Source organism: Pseudomonas sp. OIL-1 (genome assembly GCF_010669185.1).
Lineage (GTDB): Bacteria > Pseudomonadota > Gammaproteobacteria > Pseudomonadales > Pseudomonadaceae > Halopseudomonas > Halopseudomonas profundi.
In genome coordinates this window covers 1,063,634-1,087,776 of the sequence record NZ_CP048629.1, presented here as the reverse complement: position 1 = coordinate 1,087,776, position 24,143 = coordinate 1,063,634, and the positions used below count along the sequence as shown (strand labels likewise).

The following is a 24,143-nucleotide window of genomic DNA, read 5'->3' as shown; positions in this document are numbered from 1 at the left end:
GAGCGTCCAACTGATGATCGATCTGGGCCATGTCGTCCTGCTGATTCTGGCGCTCTGGGCCGGCACCTGGATATGGCGGGGCATGGGCCTGCGCGACCGGGCGCTGAGCCTGGTACGCAGCCATTGCAGCAAAGCTGACGTTCAGTTGCTGGATGAAAGTATCGCATTGGCCCGACTCAGACCCGGTCGCAATCGCAGCGGACGCATCGGACTGATCCGCCGTTATGGTTTCGAGTTTACTGTCACCGGCGAACGGCGCTATCCGGGCTACATCGAGCTTCACGGCGCGCAGCTACTCAATCTGGAGCTGGCGCCTCATCCGTTCCCCGGGAAAGGGCCGGACGAACCGCCGTCTAACGTCCACTACCTACGCTAGAACAAGCACTGTTCCACACTGGGAGAAAGCGGTGTAAGTGCCGCTTCGTTCCACGTGGAACCTGTCGGAAAGCCTGCCATCACAGCATGACAGGCTGAGAACGATTCGACAGATCCTCAGGCGATTTTGCTCCAATCTGTACCCTGATCGCGCCAGCGCTTCGACTACCACCTTCCAGGGCATGGCTATGCTTGAACAGATCCCTACCCACCTTATCGCCGGCCCATTGGGGTCAGGCAAGACCACATTGATCCGACATCTGATTTCCGAGAGACCGGATGGCGAGCGATGGGCCATTTTAATCAACGAGTTCGGCGAGGTAGGCATTGACGCGGCGTTGCTGCAAAACGATGACGATGGCGTAAGCCTGGCAGAAGTGCCCGGCGGATGTTTGTGCTGCGTGAACGGCCTGCCCTTCCAGGTCGGATTGAGCCGATTATTGCGTCGTACCCGGCCTGATAGACTGTTCATAGAAGCTTCGGGGCTCGGACATCCTTCGACTCTCCTGGCGCAGCTTCGCGGATTCCCATGGAAGGACGTGCTCGCATTGCAACCCATGTTGATGGTGCTGGATGCCCAGGCTCTGCATACCGGTAGAGAGTTGGTAGATGCTCAGCGTTCAGCCCTGTCGCAAGCAGGACTGCTGATACTCAATAAATCGGCCGCACTTGGCATGGCGGATCGCAAAGCGATTCTTTCCAGGCTCCAGACTATTGCGCCGGTTTACTGGTGCCAGCACAGCCAATTGCCATGGGAGAACGTGCCGCGGCAAACGGAGCCGTTGTCCATCGCGCCTGGCCTGGATGATTTGCCCGATGCTCCCGCTGGGCCAGCTACCCTTTGGCGCAGCGTGGATGACTGGCACTGCCGTCAGTCCAGTCGCGATGTCTGGTACAGCATCGGCTGGCAGATTCATCCTGCGCAGCAGTTCAAACGTGAAGCGCTGGAGGATTGGCTAAGCCGGTCAGACTGGCAACGTGCCAAGGGTGTTGCGCATACCGAGGATGGGTGGATGAGCTTCAACGGTACAGGGGAAAAATCTCTGAACTGGCAACCCAGCCCCTGGCGGAGCGACAACCGGATCGAATTGCTGATGACGCAAAGGCCAGACTCTCACCAATTGGAAAGCGGCTTGCAAGCAGCGCGGCGTAACCAGTAAGGTTGGCTTTTTGACATCGCCGATACCTTATGAAGTCGATACTGCTTGCGCCTGTTCTCTTGGGCATCATCGTTGAAGTTCATGCTGGCGCCTGCCTGATCGAATCTGACGACGGTCATGAACCGATACGTTTGTGTCAGGAAAACATGACCATCCCTCAGGATCTCTTCGAGAACAGCTTCTGTCAGCCGGATATCCCCGAACGTAGCTTCAAGATTGAGATGGTCGATACCTGTCCAACCGGCGCCTATGGAATCTGTGAAGGCTCCCGTACGGACGGGGTCGGCTACCAGCAGTCCATTTATTACTACTCAAACGCCAGCGATGCGCCTGTACTGAAAGCGTATTGTGAAAAGATCAGCCGGGGCAGATGGGTTGAGCCGAGGGCTCAATGAGATTTGACGCGGTGCCATCGACGAGCCGGGTTCATCGTACAGGCGCTGGCTGTTCAGCGAGAGGGCCGAGATCCAGGAACATGCCCGACTCAAGCTCCAGCCGCGCTGCTGTTCCGGCTGCGACCTCAATGACAAACCGCACGGGGCGTTCCACCCGATAAATCTCGCAGGGCGTGTCCTCACACGGCGGAACATCGGCAAAGACTTTCATCAGTTTGCTTTGATCATCGACAAACAGCAGATCGAGGCTGATCAGCATGTTGCGCATCCAGATTGCCGGCGTGGTGTCGGGCGGAAAGTCGAACAACATCCCTTCATGGGGCGCAAGAGATGCCCGCCCCATCAGACCCTGACGGCGACTTGCAGGGTCATCTACCACATCCAGGTAAAAGCGTTCGTCCCCCAGAGTCACTTCCAGAGGGTCGGCGTGGGCAGCGGCCGTCGCAGACAGGACCATCAGAGCAGCCACCAGCCACATCCAGAGATTTTTCACAGGGTGTCCTTCAGCAGGTTCTGATAGACCACCGTCGTCAGATACAACCGCTCCTGTTCGCCCAGGTCGGTAAATTCGACGCCGGTGGTAACCTGTCCTGAGCCTGCGTCATCTTCCTGGACGGCGCGCACTTTTGCTTTGACGGTCATGTATACCTCCATCCCCGCAGGGTTAACGCGAAAGGACAGTTTCAACTCATCGCCTTTTTGCGCAAAAACAGCAGGAGAAATCATCCGCGCCCCGCCAACGCTCAGGTCGACAATCTTCGCCGATGACTGCGCGTGATCAGTTAAAACGGCCGTGACGAGCTGAAGAGGAACCCGTGCAGAACTTCGGATACGCATGGATTGAACCGTGCGTGGATAAGCCAGGTGCAGGTACGGAAAGGGCGCGAGGTTGGACTTCAATACCCGTGTCCTGTACGCCACCGCGTCTTTACCAACAAATCCCCTGACCAGGAACTGTTGCCCTTCCTTGATGAACGCCAATTTGCCCTGGTGGATGGGTGTGGTCACCATGATACTGACGGGAGCGTGCACACCGATCATGCGTACCTGATACCGTTCCGCATGGGTGGGATGGAGGGTCTGTAACTGAACCGGGTCGCCTGGCGCGAGTTGTATCTGTTCCAGAGTCGACGTTTGAATATCGCCCGGCGCCCCATTTCCGGCGACATCCAGCTTTTCCTCTGCAGCCGCTGGCTCCGGTGCCGAGCGATACAGTCCAAGCTTGAATAGCTGGGTGAGCATTGGCTGGCTGTCCAGCACCCGCGATTGTTCGAATATGATCTGTCCTTCGGCATCCGTTACGTTCCAGGGCAGCGGTGCTCCCAGTACGATTTCATCTTCTTTAAGCGGTATCAGCGGCACACCATATCTCCAGTCAGGGCCGGCTCCAGAGCCAGGGGAACCTGGGAATGTAGCAGCAGCGGGTAGCGTTTCGCCATCACCTGACGATGCATGGTCCGTTCAGTTATACAGATCTGCGCGGGTCAACGGCAGGGAATGTCCGCCGTCTGCGCGCGGTTTTACGGCCAGAATCTGATGCAGGTTCATCCAGTTGCGTTTGAAGCCATAGGCACAGCCTGCCAGATAAATCCGCCAGATCCGCAATGTTTTGTCCGGGACGAGCTGTGCCGCTTCTGCAAGGCGTTCTTCGAGATTGCGGCTCCAGTGGTCCAGGGTCAACGCATAGTGCAACCGCAGGCTTTCGACATCGACCACTTCCAGTCCCTGGTCACTCATGTTGGCGATCGCTGTGGCTAGGTGTGGCAGTTCTCCGTGCGGAAAAACATAGCGGCCAATGAACTTGCCCGCGCCCCGGCTGACAGGCCTGCCATCGACATGTCTGGAGGTTATGCCATGGTTCATGGCTAACCCGCCGGGCTTGAGTTGCTCGAACAGGATGCGAAAATACTCAGGCAGATTGGCGTGGCCGACGTGTTCAAACATTCCGACGCTGACCACTTTGTCAAAAGAACCATCTGGCGGCAGGTCCCGATAGTCCAGTAACTCAAGCTGGATCTGGTCGGTCAGCCCCTCACGGCTGATTTTTTCATTCGCCAATTCAAGCTGCGATCTGCTGAGGGTGATGCCGTGTACCTGGACCCCGTAATGCCTGGCTGCGTGTCTGGCCAATCCGCCCCAACCACAACCGACATCCAGCAGACGTTCACCCGGCTTGAGTCGCAGCTTGCGACACAGATGGTCCAGCTTTTGAACCTGCGCCTGGGCTAGCGCGTCGTCAGGCTTTCGGAAATAGGCACATGAATACACCATTTCCGGATCAAGCCAGAGTGTGTAGAAGTCGTTTGAGAGGTCGTAATGGTAAGCAATGGCCTCGGCATCGAGCTGTTTATCGTGCGCCGTGCGTTCCGGAGGACGCTCCGATGCTTCACCCAGCAGCCCCTTGCTTAACCTGTCGGCCACTTCAATCACATCCATTATGTTTCCGCGCACTTCGATTCGCTGGTTGATATATGCCTCGCCGAGCTTGTCCAGGCTCGGCTCCTGCAGCTCTGCCAGCAACGAAAGATCATTGATCTCGAGCGTGACGGTAGGCGCCGGGCCCAGATCCATGCTGGGTCCGCCCTTGATCTCGACCCTCAGGGGCAATTTCAATCCGCTGAGGGTTTGGGATAGCTGCGCAAACATCCGGAATATCTCCTGGCCAGGTTGGATATACCCTTTGAATATAGATTAGCCTGCGGAAATATCTATTTATTGGGCTGCCGCGAACAGGTGAACCGCACTGGCGGCCTAATGACGGACGCAGTCCGGTTGCTGGCAGGAGCAATGACCTGAGATGGTCGACAGGCGTGCATGGCCTGGAGGGAGGATGCCGCTGCGCTTGTACAACAAGGAACAGGCGGCCCGCACCCTATCAGGCGCGAGCCTGCTGATCATTTTTTGCGGGTCGGACGTTTCCAGTCTTCGATATTACGCTGACGCCCCCGCGCAACCCCGAGTGCTCCGGCAGGGACATCGCCGGTAATGGTGGATCCGGCTGCAGTAGTAGCCTGGTCACCAACGCTAACGGGCGCCACCAGGGCCGTGTTCGAACCAATAAACGCGCCCTCACCGATCAGCGTCATGAACTTGTTCACGCCGTCGTAATTGCAAGTGATGGTACCGGCACCTACGTTGGCATTATTACCGACACGGGCATCCCCAACGTAGGAGAGGTGATTGATCTTCGCCCCTTCACCCACCTCGGCCTTCTTGGTTTCGACAAAATTGCCCACCTTGGCCGTGCGCTGAAGTACTGTGCCGGGTCGTAGCCGTGCGTAGGGTCCGACGTCGCAGTCTTCACCAACCAATGCACCCTCCAGATGGCTGAACGCTTTGATGACTGTGCCCGCCTCGATATCACAATCCTTGAGCACGCAGTTCGGTCCGATATGAACGTTGTCACCGATGCTTACGCGGCCCTCAAGCACCACGTTGATGTCCATGAAGATATCCCGCCCAACCAGGACTTCGCCACGCACATCCAGACGTGCCGGGTCCGCCAGGGTGACCCCTGATTCCATCAGCCGCGTTGCTTCCTTTTGCTGCCAGGCGCGTTCCAGCACGGACAGCTGTTGCCGATTATTGGCACCCATCACTTCGAGCTCGTCGCCTGGCTGGGCTACTTCGACAGCAACCGACTGCGAGACAGCCAGGGCGACCACGTCTGTCAGGTAATATTCGCCCTGGGCATTGTCATTGGACAGGCTACCTAGCCAGTCAGCCGCCTTGCAGCCGGGCAGAGCCATGATGCCTGTGTTGCCTTCGCTGATGAGCAGCTGCTCGGAGCTGGCGTCTTTCTGCTCGACGATCGCCTGTACCTGCCCCTCTGAATCGCGAACGATACGGCCGTAACCCGTCGGATCTGCCATCTCCACGGTCAGCAACCCAAGGCTACTGCTGCCGGCTTGCTGACTCAGCCTGTTTAATGTCTCGCTGCGTAGCAACGGCACATCACCGTAGAGCACCAGAATCTGATCGGCGGCCGAGATGTGTGGCAGAGCCTGTGCTACTGCGTGGCCGGTACCCAGCTGCTCGCTCTGCATAACCCAGTTGATATCCGCAGCGTCCATCTCCTCGCGCACCCGTTCAGCACCATGACCGATCACCACGTGAATTTTCGCCGGTGACAAATTCCGGGCGCAATCGATAACGTGGCCGAGCATGGGCTTGCCAGCGACCGGATGAAGGACCTTCGGCAGAGCCGAGCGCATACGAGTGCCTTGTCCGGCAGCGAGGATGACTACGTGCAGATTCATTGATCCGTTCCTGGGATGTGTTATTGACGAGGGGCAATGATAGAAGCCGCGAGCTGACAGTCGCAAGCAACTCCGATAAAGGGATAGTGATCAAGGGCGATCAGTTCACTGATGCCAGAGAGAGCGTGCCTGGCTTGAAGGGTGTTTAACAAACAAGAAAAAAGGCAGCCCAGGCTGCCTTTTCCGGGCTCAGCGGTTGTTGACCGCTGGGCCGCCATACTTCTTGCGAAGCTCCTGCACGGTACGCAGTTGCGCAGCGGCCTCGGCAAGTCTTGCAGAAGCAGAGCCGTAATCGAACTCGGCACCTTTCTCGCTAAGCGCAGCCTCGGCAGCTTTCTTCGCCTCAACGGCGGCTGCCTCGTCGATGTCACCAGCACGGATAGCCGTGTCGGCAAGCACCTTGACCATGCTCGGCTGGACTTCAATGAAACCACCGGAAATGTAGAACACTTCCTCATTGCCGTCCTGCTTGATAACCCGTACCGGGCCAGGCTTGAGATCAGTCAGCAGCGGCGTGTGACCGGGCAAAATACCCAGATCACCCATATTGCCGTGTGCCACGACCATTTCCACCAGGCCGGTGAACAGCTCTTCTTCCGCGCTGACGATATCGCAGTGCACTGTCATAGCCATTTCATTGCCTCGGTTATGCGCCCGCTTGCGCGGGCGCTACCATTACATTTTCTTCGCTTTCTCGATTGCTTCTTCGATGCTGCCGACCATGTAGAACGCCTGCTCGGGCAGGTGGTCGAACTCGCCATCCAGGATGCCTTTGAAAGCACGAATGGTGTCCTTCAGCGAAACGTACTTGCCAGGCGCACCGGTGAAGACTTCGGCAACGAAGAATGGCTGCGACAGATAGCGCTGGATCTTACGAGCGCGGGCTACCAGTTGCTTGTCTTCTTCGGACAGCTCGTCCATACCCAGAATCGCGATGATGTCCTTCAGCTCTTTATAGCGCTGCAGAACATACTGAACGCCACGTGCGGTGTCGTAGTGCTCCTGACCGATAACCTGCGGGTCAAGCTGACGAGACGTGGAATCCAGCGGGTCAACCGCAGGGTAGATACCCAGCGATGCGATATCACGCGACAGTACCACGGTCGCATCCAGGTGGGCGAAGGTGGTGGCTGGCGAAGGGTCAGTCAAGTCATCGGCAGGTACGTATACCGCCTGGATGGAGGTGATGGAACCCTGCTTGGTGGAAGTGATGCGCTCCTGCAGAACACCCATCTCTTCGGCCAGTGTCGGCTGATAACCTACCGCAGAAGGCATACGACCCAGCAGTGCCGATACTTCGGTACCGGCCAGGGTGTAACGGTAGATGTTGTCGATGAACAACAGTACGTCACGGCCTTCGTCACGGAATTTTTCGGCCATGGTCAGGCCAGTCAGGGCGACGCGCAGACGGTTACCCGGCGGCTCGTTCATCTGACCGTAAACCAGCGCTACCTTGTCCAGTACGTTGGAGTCCTTCATCTCGTGATAGAAGTCGTTACCTTCACGAGTCCGCTCACCCACACCGGCAAATACGGAATAACCGCTGTGCTCGATGGCGATGTTACGGATCAGCTCCATCATATTCACGGTCTTGCCGACACCGGCACCGCCGAACAGACCAACCTTACCGCCCTTGGCAAACGGGCAGATCAGGTCGATAACCTTGATGCCGGTTTCCAGCAGTTCATTCGAACCTGCCTGCTCGGCATAGGAGGGCGCTTGGCGGTGAATACCCCAACGCTCTTCTTCACCAATCGGGCCCGCTTCGTCAATCGGGTTACCCAGCACATCCATGATCCGGCCCAGGGTCTTGATACCCACCGGTACAGAAATGGCAGCGCCAGTGCTGCTCACAGCCAGGCCGCGCTTGACACCTTCGGTGGTACCCATGGCGATGGCGCGTACGATGCCATCACCCAGTTGCTGCTGGACTTCCAGGGTCAGACCCTTCTCGTCAACCTGCAGCGCGTCATACACATTCGGTACGTCTTCGCGTGCGAATTCCACGTCGATGACGGCGCCGATGATTTGAACGATACGTCCGCTACTCATGTTTGGTTCCTCTAAGTGGTATGAAACCGTAATCGCTAGACCGGGTCGCGTCAGACCGCGGCGGCGCCGCCGACGATTTCCGAAATTTCCTGAGTGATTGCTGCCTGACGCGCCTTGTTATAGATAAGTTGCAGGTTATTGATGATGTCCCCTGCGTTATCCGTAGCGCTCTTCATGGCAACCATTCGGGCAGCTTGCTCACTGGCATTGTTCTCGATCACCGCCTGATAGACCTGTGATTCGATATACCGCACCAGCAGCCCGTCGAGCAGCTCGCGCGCGTCCGGTTCGTAGACATAGTCCCACTGCTTCTGCAGTTCTTCCTTGTCAGCCGGAACGAGCGGTATCAGCTGCTCTACCTGGGGTTGCTGCACCATGGTGTTAACAAACTTGTTGGATACCAGAAACAGACGATCGATACGCCCTTCATGGTAACCGTCAAGCATCACCTTAACGCTGCCGATCAGGTCATTCAGTGTCGGTTGCTCGCCGAGGCCATTGATGGCCGCTACCACGTTACCGCCATAACTGCGGAAGAACGCGGCGCCCTTGCTGCCGATAACGCACAGCTCGGTCTCAACGTTGCGGTCACGCCACTCTTTCATATTCTGAACCAGCGCCTTGAACAGGTTAGTGTTCAAGCCACCAGCAAGACCACGATCCGTGCTGACCACGATATAACCCACCCGCTTGGTTTCACGCTCTTGCATGAACGGGTGGCGATACTCCGGGTTGGCATTGGCCAGATGGCCAATTACCTGACGGATACGCTCAGCATATGGACGGCTGGCAGCCATGCGCTGTTGAGCTTTGCGCATCTTGCTGACCGCCACCTTTTCCATGGCGCTGGTGATCTTTTGCGTACTTTTAATGCTCGCGATCTTACCGCGAATCTCTTTTGCGCCTGACATGTCACACCTCTGAGGTTATCCCGTGGCTGCATCGCACGATACGGGATGCGACCTGCGTCGCACCCCGCAATGGGCTTACCAGCTCTGGGTCGCCTTGAAGTTCTCGATGCCAGACTTGATACCGGCTTCGATCTCGTCGTTGTAGTCGCCCTTCTCGTTGATCTTGGCCAGCAGATCGGCCTTGTCACGCTTGAAGTAAGCGAGCAGCGCCTTCTCGAACGCGCCGATCTTGCTCAACTCGACGTCGGTCAGGAAGCCTTTTTCAGCGGCGTACAGGCTGATAGCCATTTCCGCGACTGACATGGGCGCGTACTGGCCCTGCTTCATCAGCTCGGTAACGCGCTGACCATGCTCAAGCTGCTTGCGGGTCGCTTCGTCCAGGTCGGAAGCGAACTGGGCGAATGCTGCCAGTTCCCGGTACTGAGCCAGCGCGGTACGGATACCACCGGACAGCTTCTTGATGATCTTGGTCTGAGCAGCACCACCCACACGGGATACCGATACACCGGCGTTCACCGCAGGACGGATACCCGAGTTGAACAGGTTCGACTCAAGGAAGATCTGACCGTCAGTGATCGAAATCACGTTGGTCGGAACGAAGGCGGATACGTCACCCGCCTGGGTTTCGATCAGCGGCAACGCGGTCAGCGAGCCAGTCTTGCCCGTCACAGCACCATTGGTGAGCTTCTCGACATACTCTTCCGAGATGCGCGAGGCGCGCTCAAGCAAGCGGCTGTGGAGATAGAACACGTCACCCGGATAGGCTTCACGGCCCGGCGGACGACGCAGCAGCAGGGAGATCTGACGATAGGCAACAGCCTGCTTGGACAGATCGTCATATACGATCAGAGCATCTTCGCCACGGTCACGGAAATATTCGCCCATGGTGCAGCCGGCATAAGGTGCCAGGAACTGCAGCGCAGCCGGATCGGAAGCAGAAGCAGCGACAACAATGGTGTGACCCATTGCGCCGTTTTCTTCCAGCTTGCGCACCACGTTGGCGATGGTTGAACGCTTCTGACCAACCGCGACGTAGACACACTTGATGCCCGAATCTTTCTGGTTGATGATCGCGTCGATCGCCATGGCGGTCTTACCGGTCTGACGGTCGCCAATGATCAGCTCACGCTGGCCACGGCCGATCGGAATCATCGCGTCGACTGATTTGTAACCAGTCTGGACCGGCTGGTCGACCGACTTACGCCAGATCACACCCGGAGCGACTTTCTCGACCGCATCAGTCAGCTTGGCGTCAATGACTCCCTTGCCGTCGATCGGGTTACCCAGCGCGTCTACAACGCGACCGAGCAGTTCGGGGCCAACTGGAACTTCCAGGATACGGCCTGTGCACTGGGCAGTCATGCCCTCGCTCAGGCCCAGGTAATCACCCAGTACAACCGCACCGACGGAATCGCGCTCCAGGTTCAGGGCCATACCGTACAGGCCACCGGGGAACTCGATCATTTCGCCGTACATTACATCAGCTAGGCCGTGGATACGCACGATACCGTCAGATACGCTGACGATAGTGCCTACATTCCGGGCCTGCGAAGTCACATCGAGTTTCTCGATGCGCTGTTTGATAATTTCGCTAATTTCGGAAGGATTCAATTGCTGCATGCCATGTCCCTCAAATCAGGATTTCAACGTTTCGGCCAGCTTTGCAAGCTTGCCGCGGACCGAACCGTCGATGACCAGGTCACCCGCACGAATCAACACACCGCCAATAAGGGCCGGGTTGATGGTCACATGGGGAGTTACTGTGCGGTCTAACCGCTTCGACAACGCGGTAGCCAGCGTTTTCTGTTGATCGTCATTCAGTTCGAAGGCGGTTTCCACCTCCACTGCAATGCTGCGATCGTGTTCCGCCTTGTGCTGCTCGTAGAGCTCGGCGATAACCGGAATCAGGAGCAATCGATCGTTATCAGCCAAAGCCCGGACAAAATTGCCGAACTCCGCGTCGAACTGACCTTCGCCAACCATGAGCAGGTCTTCAGCCTTGCGCTCTGCGGTCACTGCCGGATTGCGCACCCTATAGCCAAAAGCTGCATCGGAGACCACCGCACCCGCCAAAGCCAGCATGCCTGACCAGGCATCCAGCTTATTGGAGGATGAAGCGACTTCGAAAGCAGCTTTTGCATAAGGTCGAGCTAGCGTATTAGTAGTAGCCATAGCTCGCCTCGCTTAGAGTTGTGAGGCCAGTTTGTTGACCAGCTCACTGTGGGCCTTGGGATCCACTTCGGATTCCAGAATCTGCTCGGCACCCTGGATAGCCAGTACGGCAACCTGGGCACGAAGTTGATCCTTGGCGCGGTTCATTTCCTGCTCGATTTCGACCTTGGCAGCCGCAATCAGGCGCTCACCCTCGGAACGTGCCTGCTGTTTCGCTTCCTCGACAATGAGGTTGGCACTCTTGTTGGCCTGCTCGATGATCTGAGTAGCCTGTTCCTTGGTCTCACGCAGAGTCTGGGAAGCCTTTTCCTGGGCCAGGCCCAAGTCACGCTGGGCGCGGCCAGCCGCATCCAGACCTTCGGCGATTTTTTTCTGGCGTTCCTGCATGGCCTGGGTAATCGGCGGCCATACGTACTTCATGGTAAACCAGACAAAAATAGCGAAGGCAATCGTTTGACCAAACAGCGTCAGATTAATATTCACAGCGATTTACCTCGTGCTATTTCGTTGTATCCCGATGAACGAGACGATCATCTCCGGCAGGGGTTGCCTGCCGGGTTTCCGAATCGTCCGATCAGGCGCCCATACCAGGAGCGACAACGAAGATCAGGTACATCGCGATACCAACACCGATCATCGGCACGGCGTCGAGCAGACCGGCCATCAGGAAGGTCTTGGTTTGCAGGTTAGGCCCCAATTCAGGCTGACGTGCAGTGGATTCCAGCAGTTTGCCGCCCAGCAGGGCGAAGCCAATACCAGTACCCAGAGCGCCCAGACCGATCATGATGGAGGCAGCAATGATAACGAGTTCCATAATTACTCCTAAGGTTCAAGTTGAAGTTCAAGTTTATCGTTGGTTGAACACGGTTCCGGCTGCTCAGTGTGAATCCTCATGAGCAGCACTCAAATACACCACGGACAGCACCATGAAGATGAAGGCCTGTAGCGGAATTACCAGGATGTGGAAAATAGCCCACGGCACGTTCAAGCCCCACTGCAGATAGAAGGGCAACAACGCGATCAGAATGAATACCACCTCGCCAGCGTACATGTTGCCGAACAGTCGCAACGCCAGACTCAACGGCTTGGTCAGCAGGCCGAGGATTTCGAGGAACAGGTTAAACGGGATCAACGACCAGTGCTTGAACGGGGTGAAGGACAGCTCGTGAACGAAGCCGCCAACGCCTTTGATCTTGATGCTATAGAAGATAATCAGGATGAATACACCCAATGACAGCCCGAAGGTACCGTTCGGATCGGCTGTCGGGACGATCTTGAAGTAATCCAGACCCAATGCGTGGGCCAGACCCGGAATATAGTCCACCGGAATCCACTTCAGGGAGTTCATCAGAAACACCCAGACAAATATGGTCAGCGCCAGGGGTGCCACCAGGGGGCTTTTGCCGTGGAAGGTATCGCGCACGATGTTCTGGATGAATTCGACAACCATCTCGACCATGTTTTGCGCGCCAGTGGGCGTGTCGACCGTGGCCCGGCCAGCTACATAACGGAACAGACCGAGGAAGATCAGACCCATAAAGATGGACCAACCCAGGGTGTCCACGTGCACCGCCATGAAACCCATATCGGTTGCTTCGGCGCCGCTCCTGGCCAGGGTCCAGGTTGTTTCTTCGACGACACTGCCGTCCGCACGAACGTAGCCACCAGGCAGCTTACCGAAGGTAAGGTTCTGCAAATGGTGCTGGATATACTCAGCTGATGAAGTTGCCATATTTGCCTCAGACACTAATGCTTTGGAAAGCTTCTGACGATCAGCATTGCGCTGGCTCCCACTGCCAGCACCGCGAGGTAGCCGGCAAATAGCGCGGGGACCTCAAGCGGTTTCACTGCCAATAGCACCAGCACAAAAAGCGCTGCCGTCAATATCAGTTTGCCTGCCTCGCCGGAATACAGTTCGCTGACGATGGCACGGGCCGATCGAGCTCCGCTGTAGCGGTACACCCGATAGGCAAAATAGGCGTTGGGCACGAGGGCTATCATCCCTCCCAACAAAGCCGAGCAGGCGGAAACAGGGCCCTGGAAAATCCACAGGGTCAGCGCAACCAGCCCAGCCATAATTGCTTGTGCTACCAAAACCGGAAATGCGGGCAACCGATGAAACGGGGTTCTGTTGGGCGTTCTTGCGTCCATTTTCCCGCCTCGGTGATTAGCCTCGGCCTGATCTCCGGGTTAATTAATGCAATAAACTGGTGCAATTTGCGCCAGTCAAAACAGCGCGAGGAGTATAGGTGGATTAAACTCTGGGTTCAACAGGCACAGGGGAAATCCGTTTCGATTGCAGCAACCCTGCATTTCGTTGAGAAACTATTCCACCATCCGTGGCGCTACAACTCATTTAATGTGCATCAATACGCCATCAAGTTCGTCCAGCGAACTGTAGCTGATAACGAGCTTCCCCTTGCCCTTGGCGCCGTGCTGGATGCTGACGTTTGCTCCTATCCGCTCCGCCAAATCCTGCTGGAGACGTTCTATATCGGGGTTCTGACGCGTTTCGGATGCTTCACGCCGCGGATTCAACAACTGCCTGACCAGTGCTTCGGCCTGGCGCACGGTCAAGCCCTTGGCCACTACCTGACGCGCTGCCTGGGTTTGCTGTTCCGCTGGCAAACCCAGTAAAGCCCGGGCGTGACCCATCTCGATATCGCCACGCTCCAGCAACAATTTGACATCTTCTGCCAGGGACATCAGACGCAAGAGATTGGTGATGGTTACCCGGGACTTGCCCACCGCGTCTGCCACCTGCTGCTGGGTAAGCTCGAATTCCTGTTGCAGGCGCTGTAGCGCGATCGCTTCTTCGATGGGGTTGAGGTCCTCGCGCTGGATGTTTTCGATGAGCGCCATGGCAATGGCGGCTTCATCGGGAACCTCGCGGATAACCGCAGGAATCGCATCCAGGCCAGCCAGCTGTGTAGCTCGCCAGCGGCGTTCGCCGGCGATGATTTCGTAACGGTCGCCTTCAATGGGACGCACCACGATGGGTTGCATGACGCCCTGAACCCGAATCGAGTTGGCCAGTTCTTCCAGCGCCTGGGGGTCCATGTCACGGCGGGGTTGGTACTTGCCGCGCTGAATCAGGTCAATCGGAATTTCCTTGAGCTGCTGGTCCTGACTGTCGACATCCTGGTTGGCGGGCAACGGTTGCCCCAGTAGTGCGTCGAGCCCTCGTCCCAAGCCGCGTTTCTTGACCGCCATGCCTGTATCGTCCTTTTCCTGTTATTCGGTTGCGTCTGTCACGGCTCGGGCTTTATCAGCCTGTTTACAGCGTCGGATCAGCTCACCGGCCATGGCCAGGTAGGCGACCGCGCCCCTCGATTGCTTGTCATAAGCGAGTGCTGGCATGCCATAACTGGGTGCTTCAGCGAGCCGCACATTGCGCGGAATCACCGTTTTGTATAATTGGTCACCAAAATGCGTCGTCAGCTGCGCGGATACTTCCCGGGTAAGGCTGTTGCGCGGATCATACATGGTGCGCAGCAGGCCTTCGATTTGCAGCGACGGGTTCAGCTTCGCACTGATACGCTGAATGGTATTGACCAGAGCCGATAACCCTTCCAGTGCGTAATACTCACACTGCATCGGAATGATTACCGCATCCGCAGCCACCAGCCCGTTCACGGTGAGCATATTCAGCGAGGGCGGGCAGTCGATAAGAATGAAATCATACGCGTCGCGCACGGAAGCCAGTGCATTGCGCAGGCGATGCTCCTTGACCTGCGAATCCAGCAGCTCCACCTCCGCCGCTGTGAGGTCTCCGTTGGCTGGCAACAGGTCGTAGTTACCATATTCGGAGTGACGCAGAGCTTCGCTCAATTCGCACTGACCGGTCAGCAACTCATACACCGAGTTCTCCAGATCAGCCTTGTCCACACCGCTACCCATGGTGGCATTGCCCTGGGGATCGAGATCAATCAGCAGCACCTTGCGCTTGGTAGCAGCCAGCGAAGCCGCCAGATTGACGCTGGTGGTAGTCTTGCCGACGCCGCCTTTCTGATTGGCCATTGCCAATACCTTTCCCACTCCGACCTCCTATCCGTTTCCAGGCTATGCCAATTCGGGCTGGATCAACCGTCGCAGTATCAGCAGATGTCGACTGCCTTGGCAACCGGGGACTGCTAATTGTTCGCTGCGCAGGACTTCGAAATCATCGGGCAAGACATTCAGCTCTTCATCGGGATACAAGCCTTTCATCGCCAGCCAGCGCGTCTGGCGATCACTCAGGTGGCGGGTCAGGTTGGCAAAATCCGCCATGGAGCTGAATGCCCTGGACACGATCCCATGAAACGCCGGCTCGGCTGAGAAGGTTTCCACGCGGTTATTCACCACCGCAACGTTTGCCAGCTTCAGCTCAAATTTCGCCTGCGTGAGAAAACGGGTTTTTTTGCCGTTGCTGTCGAGCAGGGTGAAATGCGCGTCCGGTCGCATGATTGCAAGAATCAGCCCGGGCATTCCGCCACCGCTACCCACGTCCAGCCAGCGATCACCTTCCACGAAGGGCAGAATGCTGAGACTGTCCAGCAAATGGCGGCTGACCATTTCCGCCGGATCACGGACGGCGGTGAGGTTATAGGCCTTGTTCCACTTGTTGAGCAAAGCCAGGTACCCGAGCAGCTGCTGCGCCTGGTCGTTGCTCAAGGCGATATCCAATTGCCGTGCACCTTCGGCGAGCTGCGTCGCGTGGTCGCTCATGCGTTCAGGCCTCCTTGGCCAGACCGCTTTTACCCACAGCGCTGCGCTTTTTCAGATGGATCAGCAGCAGACTCACGGCAGCAGGCGTTACACCCGGTATCCGGGATGCCTGGCCGAGCGTTTGCGGCCGCACGTCGGCCAGCTTGTGCTTGATCTCGTTCGATAGTCCGCTAAGCGCCTGGTAGTCCAGATCGAGCGGCAACGCGGTTTCTTCATTCTGGCGCAGACGGTTGATCTCTTCCTGTTGCCGCTCGATGTATCCAGCGTACTTGGCATGAATCTCGACCTGCTCCGCGACATCGGCAGCGATATCCACCTGGCCGGTGACTTCGCAGAGACCGGGATAGGTCACTTCGGGCCGGCGCAACAGATCGATCAGGCTGTATTCATGATTCAGCGGCGTCGCGAAGCGTTCCGCAAAAGCTCTGCCGCTGTCACTGGTCGGCTGCACCCAGGTAGTACGCAGGCGCTGCTGCTCCAATTCAATAGCGTTTCGCTTGGCACTGAACCGCTCCCAACGATGGTCATCGACCAGCCCCAGTTCGCGGCCTTTTTCGGTCAGACGCAGATCGGCATTGTCCTCACGGAGCACCAGACGGTACTCGGCGCGGGAGGTAAACATGCGATATGGCTCTCGCGTGCCCATGGTGATCAGATCGTCAACCAGTACACCGATGTACGCTTCATCGCGCCGAGGACACCAGCTTTCCTGACCCTGGGCCCGGCGCGCCGCGTTCATACCTGCCAACAACCCTTGCGCAGCGGCCTCTTCGTAGCCGGTGGTGCCATTGATCTGACCGGCGAAGAACAAGCCGCCGATGACCTTGGTTTCCAGCGAATACTTCAGATCCTGCGGGTTGAAATAATCGTATTCGATGGCATAGCCGGGACGCAGGATATGGGCGTTCTCCATTCCCTTGATCGACCGCACCACCTGCAGTTGTACATCGAACGGCAGAGAGGTCGAAATGCCGTTGGGATACAGCTCGTGGGTTGTCAGGCCTTCCGGTTCGATGAAGACCTGATGCTGGTCCTTGTCGGCAAAGCGATGGATCTTGTCTTCGATCGATGGGCAATAGCGCGGCCCCACACCCTCGATAATGCCGGTGTACATCGGCGAGCGGTCGAGATTATTGCGAATGATCTCGTGTGTGCGCTCGTTGGTGTGGGTAATCCAGCAATTGACCTGTTCCGGATGTTCGCTGACATCACCGAGGAACGACATGACCGGAATCGGTGTGTCACCCGGCTGGGCAGTCATCTGACTGAAATCCACGGTCCGGCCATCGATGCGCGGTGGGGTACCGGTTTTCAGTCGATCGACGCGCAATGGCAATTCGCGTAGCCGTGCCGCCAGGCTGATGGCCGGCGGGTCACCAGCACGGCCTCCAGTGTAGTTATCCATTCCAATATGAATCAGGCCACCGAGGAAGGTCCCGGTAGTCAACACAACGTTGTCGCAATGAAAACGCAAGCCCATCTGCGTGACCACACCGCGAACCTGGTCCTGTTCGACGATCAGATCATCGCAGGCTTGCTGGAATATCCACAGGTTCGGTTGGTTTTCCAGAGCGTGGCGGATCGCCGCTTTGTACAGAACGCGATCAGCCTGCGCCCGGGTGGCGCGGACAGCAGGGCCCTTACGGCTGTTGAGCACGCGAAACTGAATGCCTGCCTGGTCAGTGGCGCGGGCCATGGCGCCGCCGAGTGCGTCGATTTCCTTGACCAGATGACTCTTGCCTATGCCGCCGATTGCCGGGTTGCAGCTCATCTGACCGAGCGTTTCAACATTGTGGCTCAGCAAGAGGGTCTTCGATCCCATACGGGCAGCCGCCAGCGCGGCTTCAGTACCGGCATGGCCACCGCCAACCACGATTACGTCAAATCGGCTCGGGAAATCCAACAGTGCACCTCGTTGCCAGGATGCAGCCCTGGCGTCGGAAAAAGGGGCTGATTATAGGCCCAGTGTCAAAAAAATGCAGCCCGCAGCTGTTTATTTTTTGAGCAAAGGCGTTGGCGCTGTAGAGGCTCTGGTTGTTAATACATATATCAAGACAAGTATTTAAAAAGCTTTATGTTAATACTGTATATGGTGAAGCACTTATCTGTGGATAACCGGATAAATCCTCGATCTATCAGTAATTTGAACGAAGTATAAGGTTGTGGCCGTCCTGCTGGTAACCCTTGTCCGGATGGGTCTGCTTCCTGTGTATAACCAGCGGTCTTATCCACAGGTCAGTTTCACCTCAAGTCATGCACAGGGTTATGGACCGGGCTCAGGCCCGGTTGTACACAGGATTCAATGCCGCGTTTTCAGATTGAGTATAAGTATTCAACTCAGCGGTGAAGTGCCATTTGTATCCATGAGCTAAGGTAAACAGACGCTAACCAAGCCGGAGCACTTTCATGATTCCCCATCGATTACTTCCCTTATCAGCCTCCTTTTTTTTGGCTGCCAGCATTTTCGCCGGCCACGCGCAGGCCGCGCCGGAAGAGGTACTGACCGATATCCGCAACCGAACGGACGCTGTCGAACAGCAATTGATTACCTGGCGTCGCGATATCCATCAGCACCCGGAGCTTGGCGGCCAGGAGACCCGCACAGCCGCCCTGGTAGCTGAGCACTTGCGTGAGCTCGGTATGGAAGTGCAGACAGAGGTTGGCCGCACTGGCGTGGTCGGGATTCTCAAGGGCGGGCAACCGGGTCCAACCGTGGCGCTGCGTGCGGACATGGACGCTTTGCCAATCGAGGAGCCGGACGGCTTACCCTTTGCCTCGCAGGCCACCGGCACGTATTTCGGTGACGAGACCCCGGTCATGCATGCCTGTGGCCATGACGCGCACACCGCGATGCTGATGGCAGCGGCGGAGGTGCTCACGGAGATGAAGGACAACCTGCCCGGAACCGTCATGTTTATTTTTCAACCGGCCGAAGAAGGTTCCAGCCTGGTCAGGCCCGGAGAGGGAAAGAGTTGGGGCGCCGAGCTGATGCTCGAGGAAGGTCTGTTCAAGGATCATAAACCTGAGGCAATTTTCGCCGTGCACGTCATGCCCGGGAAGGCCGGGTCGCTGAGCTGGCGTACAGGTGCCAGCCTGGCGAGCAGCGACATGCTGGAGATCAATGTAAACGGGAAGCAGGGCCACGGAGGCATGCCCTGGAACACTGTAGATCCAATCGTGGCATCTGCGCAGGTCATCATGGGGCTGCAACCGGTGGTCAGTCGCAAAGCTAATCTGACCAAATCGCCGGCGGTAGTGACCATAGGCTCTGTCCATGGCGGATCCGGGCCCAATATTGTGCCCGAGCGGGTGGAGATGACCGGCACCATCCGCACCTATGACGAGGATGTTCGCGCGCAGGTCGGCCGAGATATCAAAACCAGTGCAGAGAAGATTGCCGAAAGCGCCGGTGCCACGGCAGAGGTCTCGATCATCCCGATGTACCCCCCCACCGTTAATGACGCTGATCTGGTCGAAATGATGGCACCCGTTCTGGAGCAGGTTGCCGAAAGTGGCACCAGCCAGGCGCCGCTACAAGGCGCAGCCGAGGATTTTGCCTTTTATGCGCAAGAGGTGCCCGGGTTCTACTTTTTCCTCGGGGTTACGCCCCCGGACCAGGATCCAGCCGAGGCTGCACCCAATCACAACCCCGAGTTTTTCGTACATGAAGAGGCGCTGGTGGTGGGCGCTCGGGCCATGGCGTCAATGGCGGTGAGTTATCTACACCAATCCGAAGAGTGATAGGTGCGCAGCCCTATGTTTTGCATGCGGCTGCGCAGCAGCTCACTTGCCGATGCAGAAACTGGAGAAAATCCTGCCTAACAGATCGTCGGCACTGAAATCGCCGGTGATCTGACCCAGGGCCTGTTGTGCCATTCGAAGATCCTCTGCAAGCAGCTCTCCGGCGCCCATCAGGGTCAGCTGCCGGTGCCCATGATCAAGATGCTCGCTAGCCTGCTCCAGCGCCTCCAGATGCCTGCGGCGAGCACTGAACAAGCTCTCCGCAGTCTGTTGATAACCCATGCAGGTTTTCAGATGCTCGCGCAGCAAGTCGATGCCTGCGCCCTGCTTGGCGCTCAGATGCAGTAATTCACTGCCGTCCTGGCCCTGCGTCTGGCCTACCGGCTCCTGCGTCAGGTCGGTCTTGTTGTAGATCAGCGTTACCTTGCCGGGATCCGGCTGCTGCAGCAGAAACTCGGGCCATAGCTGATCGGGGTTCTGAGCTTCAGGCTGTGATGCGTCAACCACCAGCAAAATGCGGTCAGCCTCGTTTATCGCCGTCATGGCTCGCTCAACCCCGATTTTCTCCACCAGATCCTCGGTGTCACGCAGTCCGGCTGTATCGATGATGTGCAGTGGCATGCCATCGATGTGGATATGCTCGCGCAGGATGTCCCGCGTGGTGCCGGCGACATCCGTAACGATGGCGCTTTCGCGCCCGGCAAGCGCATTGAGCAGACTTGATTTCCCGGCATTGGGCCGACCCGCAATCACCACGTTCATGCCATCGCGCAACAACGCGCCCTGTCCGGCCTCGCTACGCACTTTTGCCAGCCTTTCACGTACGTCCTGCAGCTGGCTGAGTACATGACCATCGGCCAGGAAATCGATTTCCTCCTCCGGAAAATCGATCGCCGCTTCCACATAGATACGCAGATTGCTGAGTGCTTCGGTAAGGCCCTGCACCCGCTGCGAGAAGGCGCCCTGAAGTGATTGCACGGCATTGCGCGCCGCCTGTTCGGAGCTCGCTTCGATCAGATCAGCAATGGCTTCGGCTTGGGCCAGGTCGAGCTTGTCATTCAGAAAAGCTCGCTCACTGAATTCGCCGGGTCGGGCCAGCCGCGCGCCGCATCCGATACAGGCCTTGAGCAGCAGATCCATGACGACGGGACCACCATGACCATGCAATTCGAGCACATCTTCGCCCGTGAAGGAATGTGGGCCCGGGAAGAACAGCGTCAGGCCCTGGTCCAGAGGCTGATCATCAGTCCAGAGCGTGCCGAAATGCGCATGCCGCGGTACCGGTTGCAATCGTGAAACCTGGCTGGCCACATCAAGCGCACCGGGTCCGGATACTCGCACTATGCCCACACCGCCTTGACCGGGAGCGGTGGCGATAGCCGCAATGGTGTCGGCGTGATAACTGCGATTCATGGGGCGCTCCTGAAGGAATTGCACGGATTATAGATAGCAAAACGCCCCGAAATCGGGGCGTTTTAAACGAGCTGCCAGTGATCAGGCCTTGGCTGCTGCGCCTTTTTCGATCTGGCGAGTAATGTACCACTGCTGCGCGATCGACAGCATGTTGTTCACTACCCAGTACAGCACCAGACCCGCCGGGAACCACAGGAAGAAGAAGGTGAAGATGATAGGCAGCATCTTCATCACTTTTGCCTGCATCGGATCCGGTGGTGCAGGATTCAGCTGCTGCTGGATGAACATGGTTGCACCCATCAGGATAGGCAGGATGAAGTAGGGATCTTTCTGTGACAGATCCACAATCCAGCCCAGCCATTCGGCCTGGCGCATCTCCACGCTCTCCATCAACGTCCAGTACAACGCGATGAATACGGGCATCTGCACAAGGATCGGCAGACAGCCACCCAGCGGATTGATCTTTTCCTTCTTGTACAGCTCCATCATCGCAGCCGACATTTTCTGACGATCGTCGCCATGCTGCTCACGCAATGCCTGCAGTTTGGGAGCCACGCGGCGCATGTTGGCCATGGAGCGGTAACTGGTCGCAGAAAGCGGGAAAAACACCAGTTTGATCAGAATGGTGAGCAGGATAATGCTCCAGCCCCAGTTACCGACAAAGCTGTGGATAAGGCTCAGGACAAAGAACAACGGCTGGGCGATCCACCAGAGGAAACCGTAATCAACCGTCAGCTCCAGCCCTTCGGAAATTTGCTCGAGACGGTCCTGAATCTTCGGACCGGCATAGAAATCCGCCGAAATAGTGCCTTGCTGACCAGCGGCAACGCTGGATGCCGGGCTGATGAAGCCGACAATGTAATTACCCTGGCTATCTTTGCGCGTCTGGTAGACGTTGCTCTGATCCGCTGCAGGGACCCAGGCGCTGACAAAATAATGCTGCAACCAGGCGATCCAGCCACCGTTGACCGGTTCGCGCAGACGTACGTCGTCCATATCACCGAGGCTGATTTTCTCGTAGGAATCATCCGCTGCCCAGTACGCCGCACCCAGATAAGTCGCCATGCCTGTCGCGCTGGAACTGGACGGATCACCGCTGCCATCGCGCTTGATCTGACCAAACAGGTTGCCGTTCCAGGTTGCTTCGCTCTGGTTATCGACAATGTACTCGACACCGATCAGATAATCGCCACGCGTGAAAGTGAAACGCTTGGTATAGCTGACATTGTTCTCTTCAAAACGAAGGTCGACGACCAGTGTGTCGTCTCCATCGTCCAGAACATAGGAGTTCTGCTCAACGCTGTACGTTGGCCGGCCGGCTTCGCGCGCATCCGGGCCATTCTGTCCGGCCAGTCCGCTCTGGGCGATATAGATGCGGTTGGACGATTGTTCCAGTAGCTGGAATGGCAGGTCCGGCCGATCCTTGCGGGTCGGATAGCCCGGAAGTGACAACGAAACGATATCGCCGCCAACCGGATTGATGCTGACGTGGAGCTGGTCGGTTCTGACCCTGATCAACTCTGAACCGGCAGCGGATTCAACCGGTGCACTGTCGTTCGCAGTCATAGGTGCACTGGCGTCAGGCACGTCATCATTGCCAGCTGTCTGGTTCTGATCTATCGCCGGTACATCCGGTAAATCGTTCTCACCACCAGCAGGAGCGGTGTCGGTGACAGCAGGCGGCAGGTCAACATCGCCATAGTCGTTATTCCACTGCAGCACCATGAGATAAGTAATCACGAGCAAGGCAGCTATGAGGATATTTCGTTGCATGTTCATGGTTTGTCGGCCATCTGGGAAGTACGGTGAGCAGGCTTTGACGGTACGGGATCGTAACCACCCGGGTTCCATGGATGACAACGAGAAAGACGTTGCGCACTCATTGCGCAGCCGCGAAGAAAACCGTGTTGCTCGATGGCTTCCTGGGCGTAACAGGAACAGGAGGGATAGAAACGACAATGACTGGCCATCAGCGGACTGATAGCGTATCGATAAATCTTGATCAGTCCGAGCGCGAGGTTACGCATTGGATGACGGAGATCCGGAACGGCGTGATTGATTCTGTTTGCCAGCCGACTTGATAAGCCGACGCCACATTTCTGAGAACAGCGAATGTAACGCCGCATTATCAATATCACCCAAGCCCCTGCGGGCCAGGACAACAATGTCCAGGTCTTCCAGTTCAGCACGATGATGTCTGAAGGAATCGCGTGCGATGCGTTTGACCTTGTTGCGATCTACCGCACGGCGGACATTCTTTTTGGCAATGACCAAACCCAACCTGCTATGGCTCAGGCCATTACGTCTGGCCAGCAACAACAAGTTAGGTCCCGAGGCCTTGCAAGTGGCTCCATCGAAGACGTTCTTGAATTGTGCAGGCGTAAGCAGCCTGTATTCAGGACCGAATCCGAGATCCACCTGTGATCCCGGGCTTAAGCTGACAGCTGCTTGCGGCCTTTCGCGCGACGACGGGCCAGAACGGCACGGCCGTTCTTGGTGGCCATACGGGCACGGAAACCATGGTTACGCTTGCGCTTCAAAACGCTGGGTTGAAATGTTCTTTTCATCTTCAGATACCTGATTGATTCATGCCAGAGCTGGTGAGCCCCTTCAAGGGACCGGTGATTCTAGAGAAGAAGGTCTGTTCGGTCAATTCGATTCGCATCCCATACTTAAAAAAACAATATAAGAGTAATTCTTTTTAAAAGATTGATGATGTTGATGTAAATGAGCAGCCACTTTTCTGTGGATAAGCCGCTCAAGGGCAATGCCACTGCGCATTTCAGCGGAGCATAACCTGGTGCACAAGCTGTTTCGGAATGACCTCAACTGATGTGGACCTGCTGTGGATAACCAGGTCGGATATCCACAGGCCGTTTTCACGCCCGGTTATCCACCCGGTTTTGGACAGGGTTCATCGCGGGTTGTACACAACCTTCAAGACCCCTGGTTTCGCTT

At 57.0% G+C, this 24,143-nt stretch carries 26 protein-coding genes; 4 read left to right on the top strand and 22 right to left on the bottom strand.

Annotated elements, in window-relative coordinates:
- Nucleotides 1–13: 13 nt before the first annotated feature.
- The 3 genes from G3M63_RS04980 (at nt 14) to G3M63_RS04970 (ending at nt 1,930) form a co-directional block, all read left to right on the top strand.
- On the top strand, nt 14–376 hold the full coding sequence (locus tag G3M63_RS04980; RefSeq protein ID WP_150300018.1) for a DUF3301 domain-containing protein: 363 nt from the start codon (nt 14–16) through the stop codon (nt 374–376).
- A gap of 187 nt (nt 377–563) precedes the next feature.
- Nucleotides 564–1,535, top strand: coding sequence for a GTP-binding protein (locus tag G3M63_RS04975; RefSeq protein WP_163982047.1), 972 nt, complete (start codon nt 564–566; stop codon nt 1,533–1,535).
- Between the two features lie 29 nt (nt 1,536–1,564).
- Nucleotides 1,565–1,930, top strand: a complete 366-nt coding sequence (locus G3M63_RS04970) for an NADH:ubiquinone oxidoreductase (RefSeq protein ID WP_163982046.1) — start codon at nt 1,565–1,567, stop codon at nt 1,928–1,930.
- A 31-nt stretch (nt 1,931–1,961) separates the two neighbouring features.
- On the opposite strand, the gene G3M63_RS04965 is transcribed toward G3M63_RS04970, so the two are convergent.
- The 17 genes from G3M63_RS04965 to mnmG all read right to left on the bottom strand — a co-directional run bounded on the left by G3M63_RS04965 (nt 1,962) and on the right by mnmG (nt 17,934).
- On the bottom strand, nt 1,962–2,423 hold the full coding sequence (locus tag G3M63_RS04965) for a DUF192 domain-containing protein (protein ID WP_163982045.1): 462 nt from the start codon (nt 2,421–2,423) through the stop codon (nt 1,962–1,964).
- Nucleotides 2,420–3,292, bottom strand: coding sequence for a flagellar brake protein (locus G3M63_RS04960; RefSeq protein ID WP_163982044.1), 873 nt, complete (start codon nt 3,290–3,292; stop codon nt 2,420–2,422). The genes G3M63_RS04965 and G3M63_RS04960 overlap by 4 nt, the downstream gene beginning before the upstream one ends.
- Nucleotides 3,293–3,391: 99 nt before the next feature.
- On the bottom strand, nt 3,392–4,576 hold the full coding sequence (gene cfaB / locus G3M63_RS04955; RefSeq protein ID WP_163982043.1) for a C17 cyclopropane fatty acid synthase CfaB: 1,185 nt from the start codon (nt 4,574–4,576) through the stop codon (nt 3,392–3,394).
- A gap of 248 nt (nt 4,577–4,824) precedes the next feature.
- A complete protein-coding gene (gene glmU, locus G3M63_RS04950) occupies nt 4,825–6,189 on the bottom strand; it encodes a bifunctional UDP-N-acetylglucosamine diphosphorylase/glucosamine-1-phosphate N-acetyltransferase GlmU (RefSeq protein ID WP_163982042.1) in 1,365 nt (454 codons plus the stop codon).
- Nucleotides 6,190–6,378: 189 nt separating this feature from the next.
- Nucleotides 6,379–6,822, bottom strand: coding sequence for a F0F1 ATP synthase subunit epsilon (locus G3M63_RS04945; protein WP_150300011.1), 444 nt, complete (start codon nt 6,820–6,822; stop codon nt 6,379–6,381).
- Between the two features lie 42 nt (nt 6,823–6,864).
- Complete coding sequence (gene atpD / locus G3M63_RS04940) at nt 6,865–8,241, bottom strand: F0F1 ATP synthase subunit beta (RefSeq protein ID WP_163982041.1); 1,377 nt, start codon at nt 8,239–8,241, stop codon at nt 6,865–6,867.
- Nucleotides 8,242–8,291: 50 nt separating this feature from the next.
- A complete protein-coding gene (atpG, locus tag G3M63_RS04935) occupies nt 8,292–9,152 on the bottom strand; it encodes a F0F1 ATP synthase subunit gamma (protein ID WP_150300009.1) in 861 nt (286 codons plus the stop codon).
- Nucleotides 9,153–9,227: 75 nt separating this feature from the next.
- The gene (atpA, locus tag G3M63_RS04930) at nt 9,228–10,772 is read right to left on the bottom strand and encodes a F0F1 ATP synthase subunit alpha (RefSeq protein ID WP_163982040.1); all 1,545 of its coding nucleotides are present in this window, start codon (nt 10,770–10,772) and stop codon (nt 9,228–9,230) included.
- A 15-nt stretch (nt 10,773–10,787) separates the two neighbouring features.
- Nucleotides 10,788–11,324 carry a F0F1 ATP synthase subunit delta gene (locus G3M63_RS04925; RefSeq protein WP_150300007.1) on the bottom strand — a complete coding sequence of 179 codons (537 nt, stop codon included), beginning with the start codon at nt 11,322–11,324 and terminating at the stop codon, nt 10,788–10,790.
- A gap of 12 nt (nt 11,325–11,336) precedes the next feature.
- The gene (locus G3M63_RS04920) at nt 11,337–11,807 is read right to left on the bottom strand and encodes a F0F1 ATP synthase subunit B (RefSeq protein WP_150300006.1); all 471 of its coding nucleotides are present in this window, start codon (nt 11,805–11,807) and stop codon (nt 11,337–11,339) included.
- 91 nt (nt 11,808–11,898) lie between these two features.
- Nucleotides 11,899–12,138 carry a F0F1 ATP synthase subunit C gene (gene atpE, locus G3M63_RS04915; protein ID WP_150300005.1) on the bottom strand — a complete coding sequence of 80 codons (240 nt, stop codon included), beginning with the start codon at nt 12,136–12,138 and terminating at the stop codon, nt 11,899–11,901.
- Between the two features lie 63 nt (nt 12,139–12,201).
- On the bottom strand, nt 12,202–13,056 hold the full coding sequence (gene atpB / locus G3M63_RS04910; RefSeq protein ID WP_150300004.1) for a F0F1 ATP synthase subunit A: 855 nt from the start codon (nt 13,054–13,056) through the stop codon (nt 12,202–12,204).
- Between the two features lie 14 nt (nt 13,057–13,070).
- On the bottom strand, nt 13,071–13,475 hold the full coding sequence (locus G3M63_RS04905) for a F0F1 ATP synthase subunit I (protein ID WP_150300003.1): 405 nt from the start codon (nt 13,473–13,475) through the stop codon (nt 13,071–13,073).
- Nucleotides 13,476–13,676: 201 nt separating this feature from the next.
- Nucleotides 13,677–14,537: a ParB/RepB/Spo0J family partition protein gene (locus G3M63_RS04900; protein WP_150300002.1), complete on the bottom strand. Its 861-nt coding sequence runs from the start codon at nt 14,535–14,537 to the stop codon at nt 13,677–13,679.
- Between the two features lie 21 nt (nt 14,538–14,558).
- Nucleotides 14,559–15,362, bottom strand: a complete 804-nt coding sequence (locus G3M63_RS04895) for a ParA family protein (protein WP_163982039.1) — start codon at nt 15,360–15,362, stop codon at nt 14,559–14,561.
- Between the two features lie 24 nt (nt 15,363–15,386).
- Entirely contained in the window at nt 15,387–16,031 is a 645-nt protein-coding gene (gene rsmG / locus G3M63_RS04890; protein ID WP_163982038.1) for a 16S rRNA (guanine(527)-N(7))-methyltransferase RsmG, read from the bottom strand.
- A gap of 4 nt (nt 16,032–16,035) precedes the next feature.
- Entirely contained in the window at nt 16,036–17,934 is a 1,899-nt protein-coding gene (gene mnmG, locus G3M63_RS04885; protein WP_163982037.1) for a tRNA uridine-5-carboxymethylaminomethyl(34) synthesis enzyme MnmG, read from the bottom strand.
- Nucleotides 17,935–18,437: 503 nt separating this feature from the next.
- On the opposite strand from mnmG, the gene G3M63_RS04880 reads away from it, so the two are divergent.
- Nucleotides 18,438–19,772: an amidohydrolase gene (locus G3M63_RS04880; RefSeq protein ID WP_163982036.1), complete on the top strand. Its 1,335-nt coding sequence runs from the start codon at nt 18,438–18,440 to the stop codon at nt 19,770–19,772.
- A 42-nt stretch (nt 19,773–19,814) separates the two neighbouring features.
- On the opposite strand, the gene mnmE is transcribed toward G3M63_RS04880, so the two are convergent.
- From mnmE to rpmH, 5 genes are all read right to left on the bottom strand, one after another.
- A complete protein-coding gene (mnmE, locus tag G3M63_RS04875; RefSeq protein WP_163982035.1) occupies nt 19,815–21,185 on the bottom strand; it encodes a tRNA uridine-5-carboxymethylaminomethyl(34) synthesis GTPase MnmE in 1,371 nt (456 codons plus the stop codon).
- Nucleotides 21,186–21,266: 81 nt separating this feature from the next.
- Nucleotides 21,267–22,964 carry a membrane protein insertase YidC gene (yidC, locus tag G3M63_RS04870; protein ID WP_163982034.1) on the bottom strand — a complete coding sequence of 566 codons (1,698 nt, stop codon included), beginning with the start codon at nt 22,962–22,964 and terminating at the stop codon, nt 21,267–21,269.
- On the bottom strand, nt 22,961–23,212 hold the full coding sequence (yidD, locus tag G3M63_RS04865; protein ID WP_218573654.1) for a membrane protein insertion efficiency factor YidD: 252 nt from the start codon (nt 23,210–23,212) through the stop codon (nt 22,961–22,963). Before yidD ends, yidC begins: the two co-directional genes overlap by 4 nt.
- The gene (gene rnpA / locus G3M63_RS04860) at nt 23,205–23,603 is read right to left on the bottom strand and encodes a ribonuclease P protein component (RefSeq protein WP_150299994.1); all 399 of its coding nucleotides are present in this window, start codon (nt 23,601–23,603) and stop codon (nt 23,205–23,207) included. The genes yidD and rnpA overlap by 8 nt, the downstream gene beginning before the upstream one ends.
- A 14-nt stretch (nt 23,604–23,617) precedes the next feature.
- Nucleotides 23,618–23,752 carry a 50S ribosomal protein L34 gene (gene rpmH, locus G3M63_RS04855; RefSeq protein ID WP_105644045.1) on the bottom strand — a complete coding sequence of 45 codons (135 nt, stop codon included), beginning with the start codon at nt 23,750–23,752 and terminating at the stop codon, nt 23,618–23,620.
- Between the last annotated feature and the right edge of the window lie 391 nt (nt 23,753–24,143).

Coding starts and splice junctions, on each gene's coding strand:
- G3M63_RS04980 (WP_150300018.1), top strand. CDS start 14: ATGATCGATCTGGGCCATGTCGTCCTGCTGATTCTGGCGCTCTGGGCC.
- G3M63_RS04975 (WP_163982047.1), top strand. CDS start 564: ATGCTTGAACAGATCCCTACCCACCTTATCGCCGGCCCATTGGGGTCA.
- G3M63_RS04970 (WP_163982046.1), top strand. CDS start 1,565: ATGAAGTCGATACTGCTTGCGCCTGTTCTCTTGGGCATCATCGTTGAA.
- cfaB (WP_163982043.1), bottom strand. CDS start 4,576: ATGTTTGCGCAGCTATCCCAAACCCTCAGCGGATTGAAATTGCCCCTG.
- glmU (WP_163982042.1), bottom strand. CDS start 6,189: ATGAATCTGCACGTAGTCATCCTCGCTGCCGGACAAGGCACTCGTATG.
- G3M63_RS04945 (WP_150300011.1), bottom strand. CDS start 6,822: ATGGCTATGACAGTGCACTGCGATATCGTCAGCGCGGAAGAAGAGCTG.
- atpD (WP_163982041.1), bottom strand. CDS start 8,241: ATGAGTAGCGGACGTATCGTTCAAATCATCGGCGCCGTCATCGACGTG.
- atpG (WP_150300009.1), bottom strand. CDS start 9,152: ATGTCAGGCGCAAAAGAGATTCGCGGTAAGATCGCGAGCATTAAAAGT.
- atpA (WP_163982040.1), bottom strand. CDS start 10,772: ATGCAGCAATTGAATCCTTCCGAAATTAGCGAAATTATCAAACAGCGC.
- G3M63_RS04925 (WP_150300007.1), bottom strand. CDS start 11,324: ATGGCTACTACTAATACGCTAGCTCGACCTTATGCAAAAGCTGCTTTC.
- atpE (WP_150300005.1), bottom strand. CDS start 12,138: ATGGAACTCGTTATCATTGCTGCCTCCATCATGATCGGTCTGGGCGCT.
- atpB (WP_150300004.1), bottom strand. CDS start 13,056: ATGGCAACTTCATCAGCTGAGTATATCCAGCACCATTTGCAGAACCTT.
- G3M63_RS04905 (WP_150300003.1), bottom strand. CDS start 13,475: ATGGACGCAAGAACGCCCAACAGAACCCCGTTTCATCGGTTGCCCGCA.
- G3M63_RS04900 (WP_150300002.1), bottom strand. CDS start 14,537: ATGGCGGTCAAGAAACGCGGCTTGGGACGAGGGCTCGACGCACTACTG.
- rsmG (WP_163982038.1), bottom strand. CDS start 16,031: ATGAGCGACCACGCGACGCAGCTCGCCGAAGGTGCACGGCAATTGGAT.
- G3M63_RS04880 (WP_163982036.1), top strand. CDS start 18,438: ATGATTCCCCATCGATTACTTCCCTTATCAGCCTCCTTTTTTTTGGCT.
- mnmE (WP_163982035.1), bottom strand. CDS start 21,185: ATGAATCGCAGTTATCACGCCGACACCATTGCGGCTATCGCCACCGCT.
- yidC (WP_163982034.1), bottom strand. CDS start 22,964: ATGAACATGCAACGAAATATCCTCATAGCTGCCTTGCTCGTGATTACT.
- yidD (WP_218573654.1), bottom strand. CDS start 23,212: ATGCGTAACCTCGCGCTCGGACTGATCAAGATTTATCGATACGCTATC.
- rpmH (WP_105644045.1), bottom strand. CDS start 23,752: ATGAAAAGAACATTTCAACCCAGCGTTTTGAAGCGCAAGCGTAACCAT.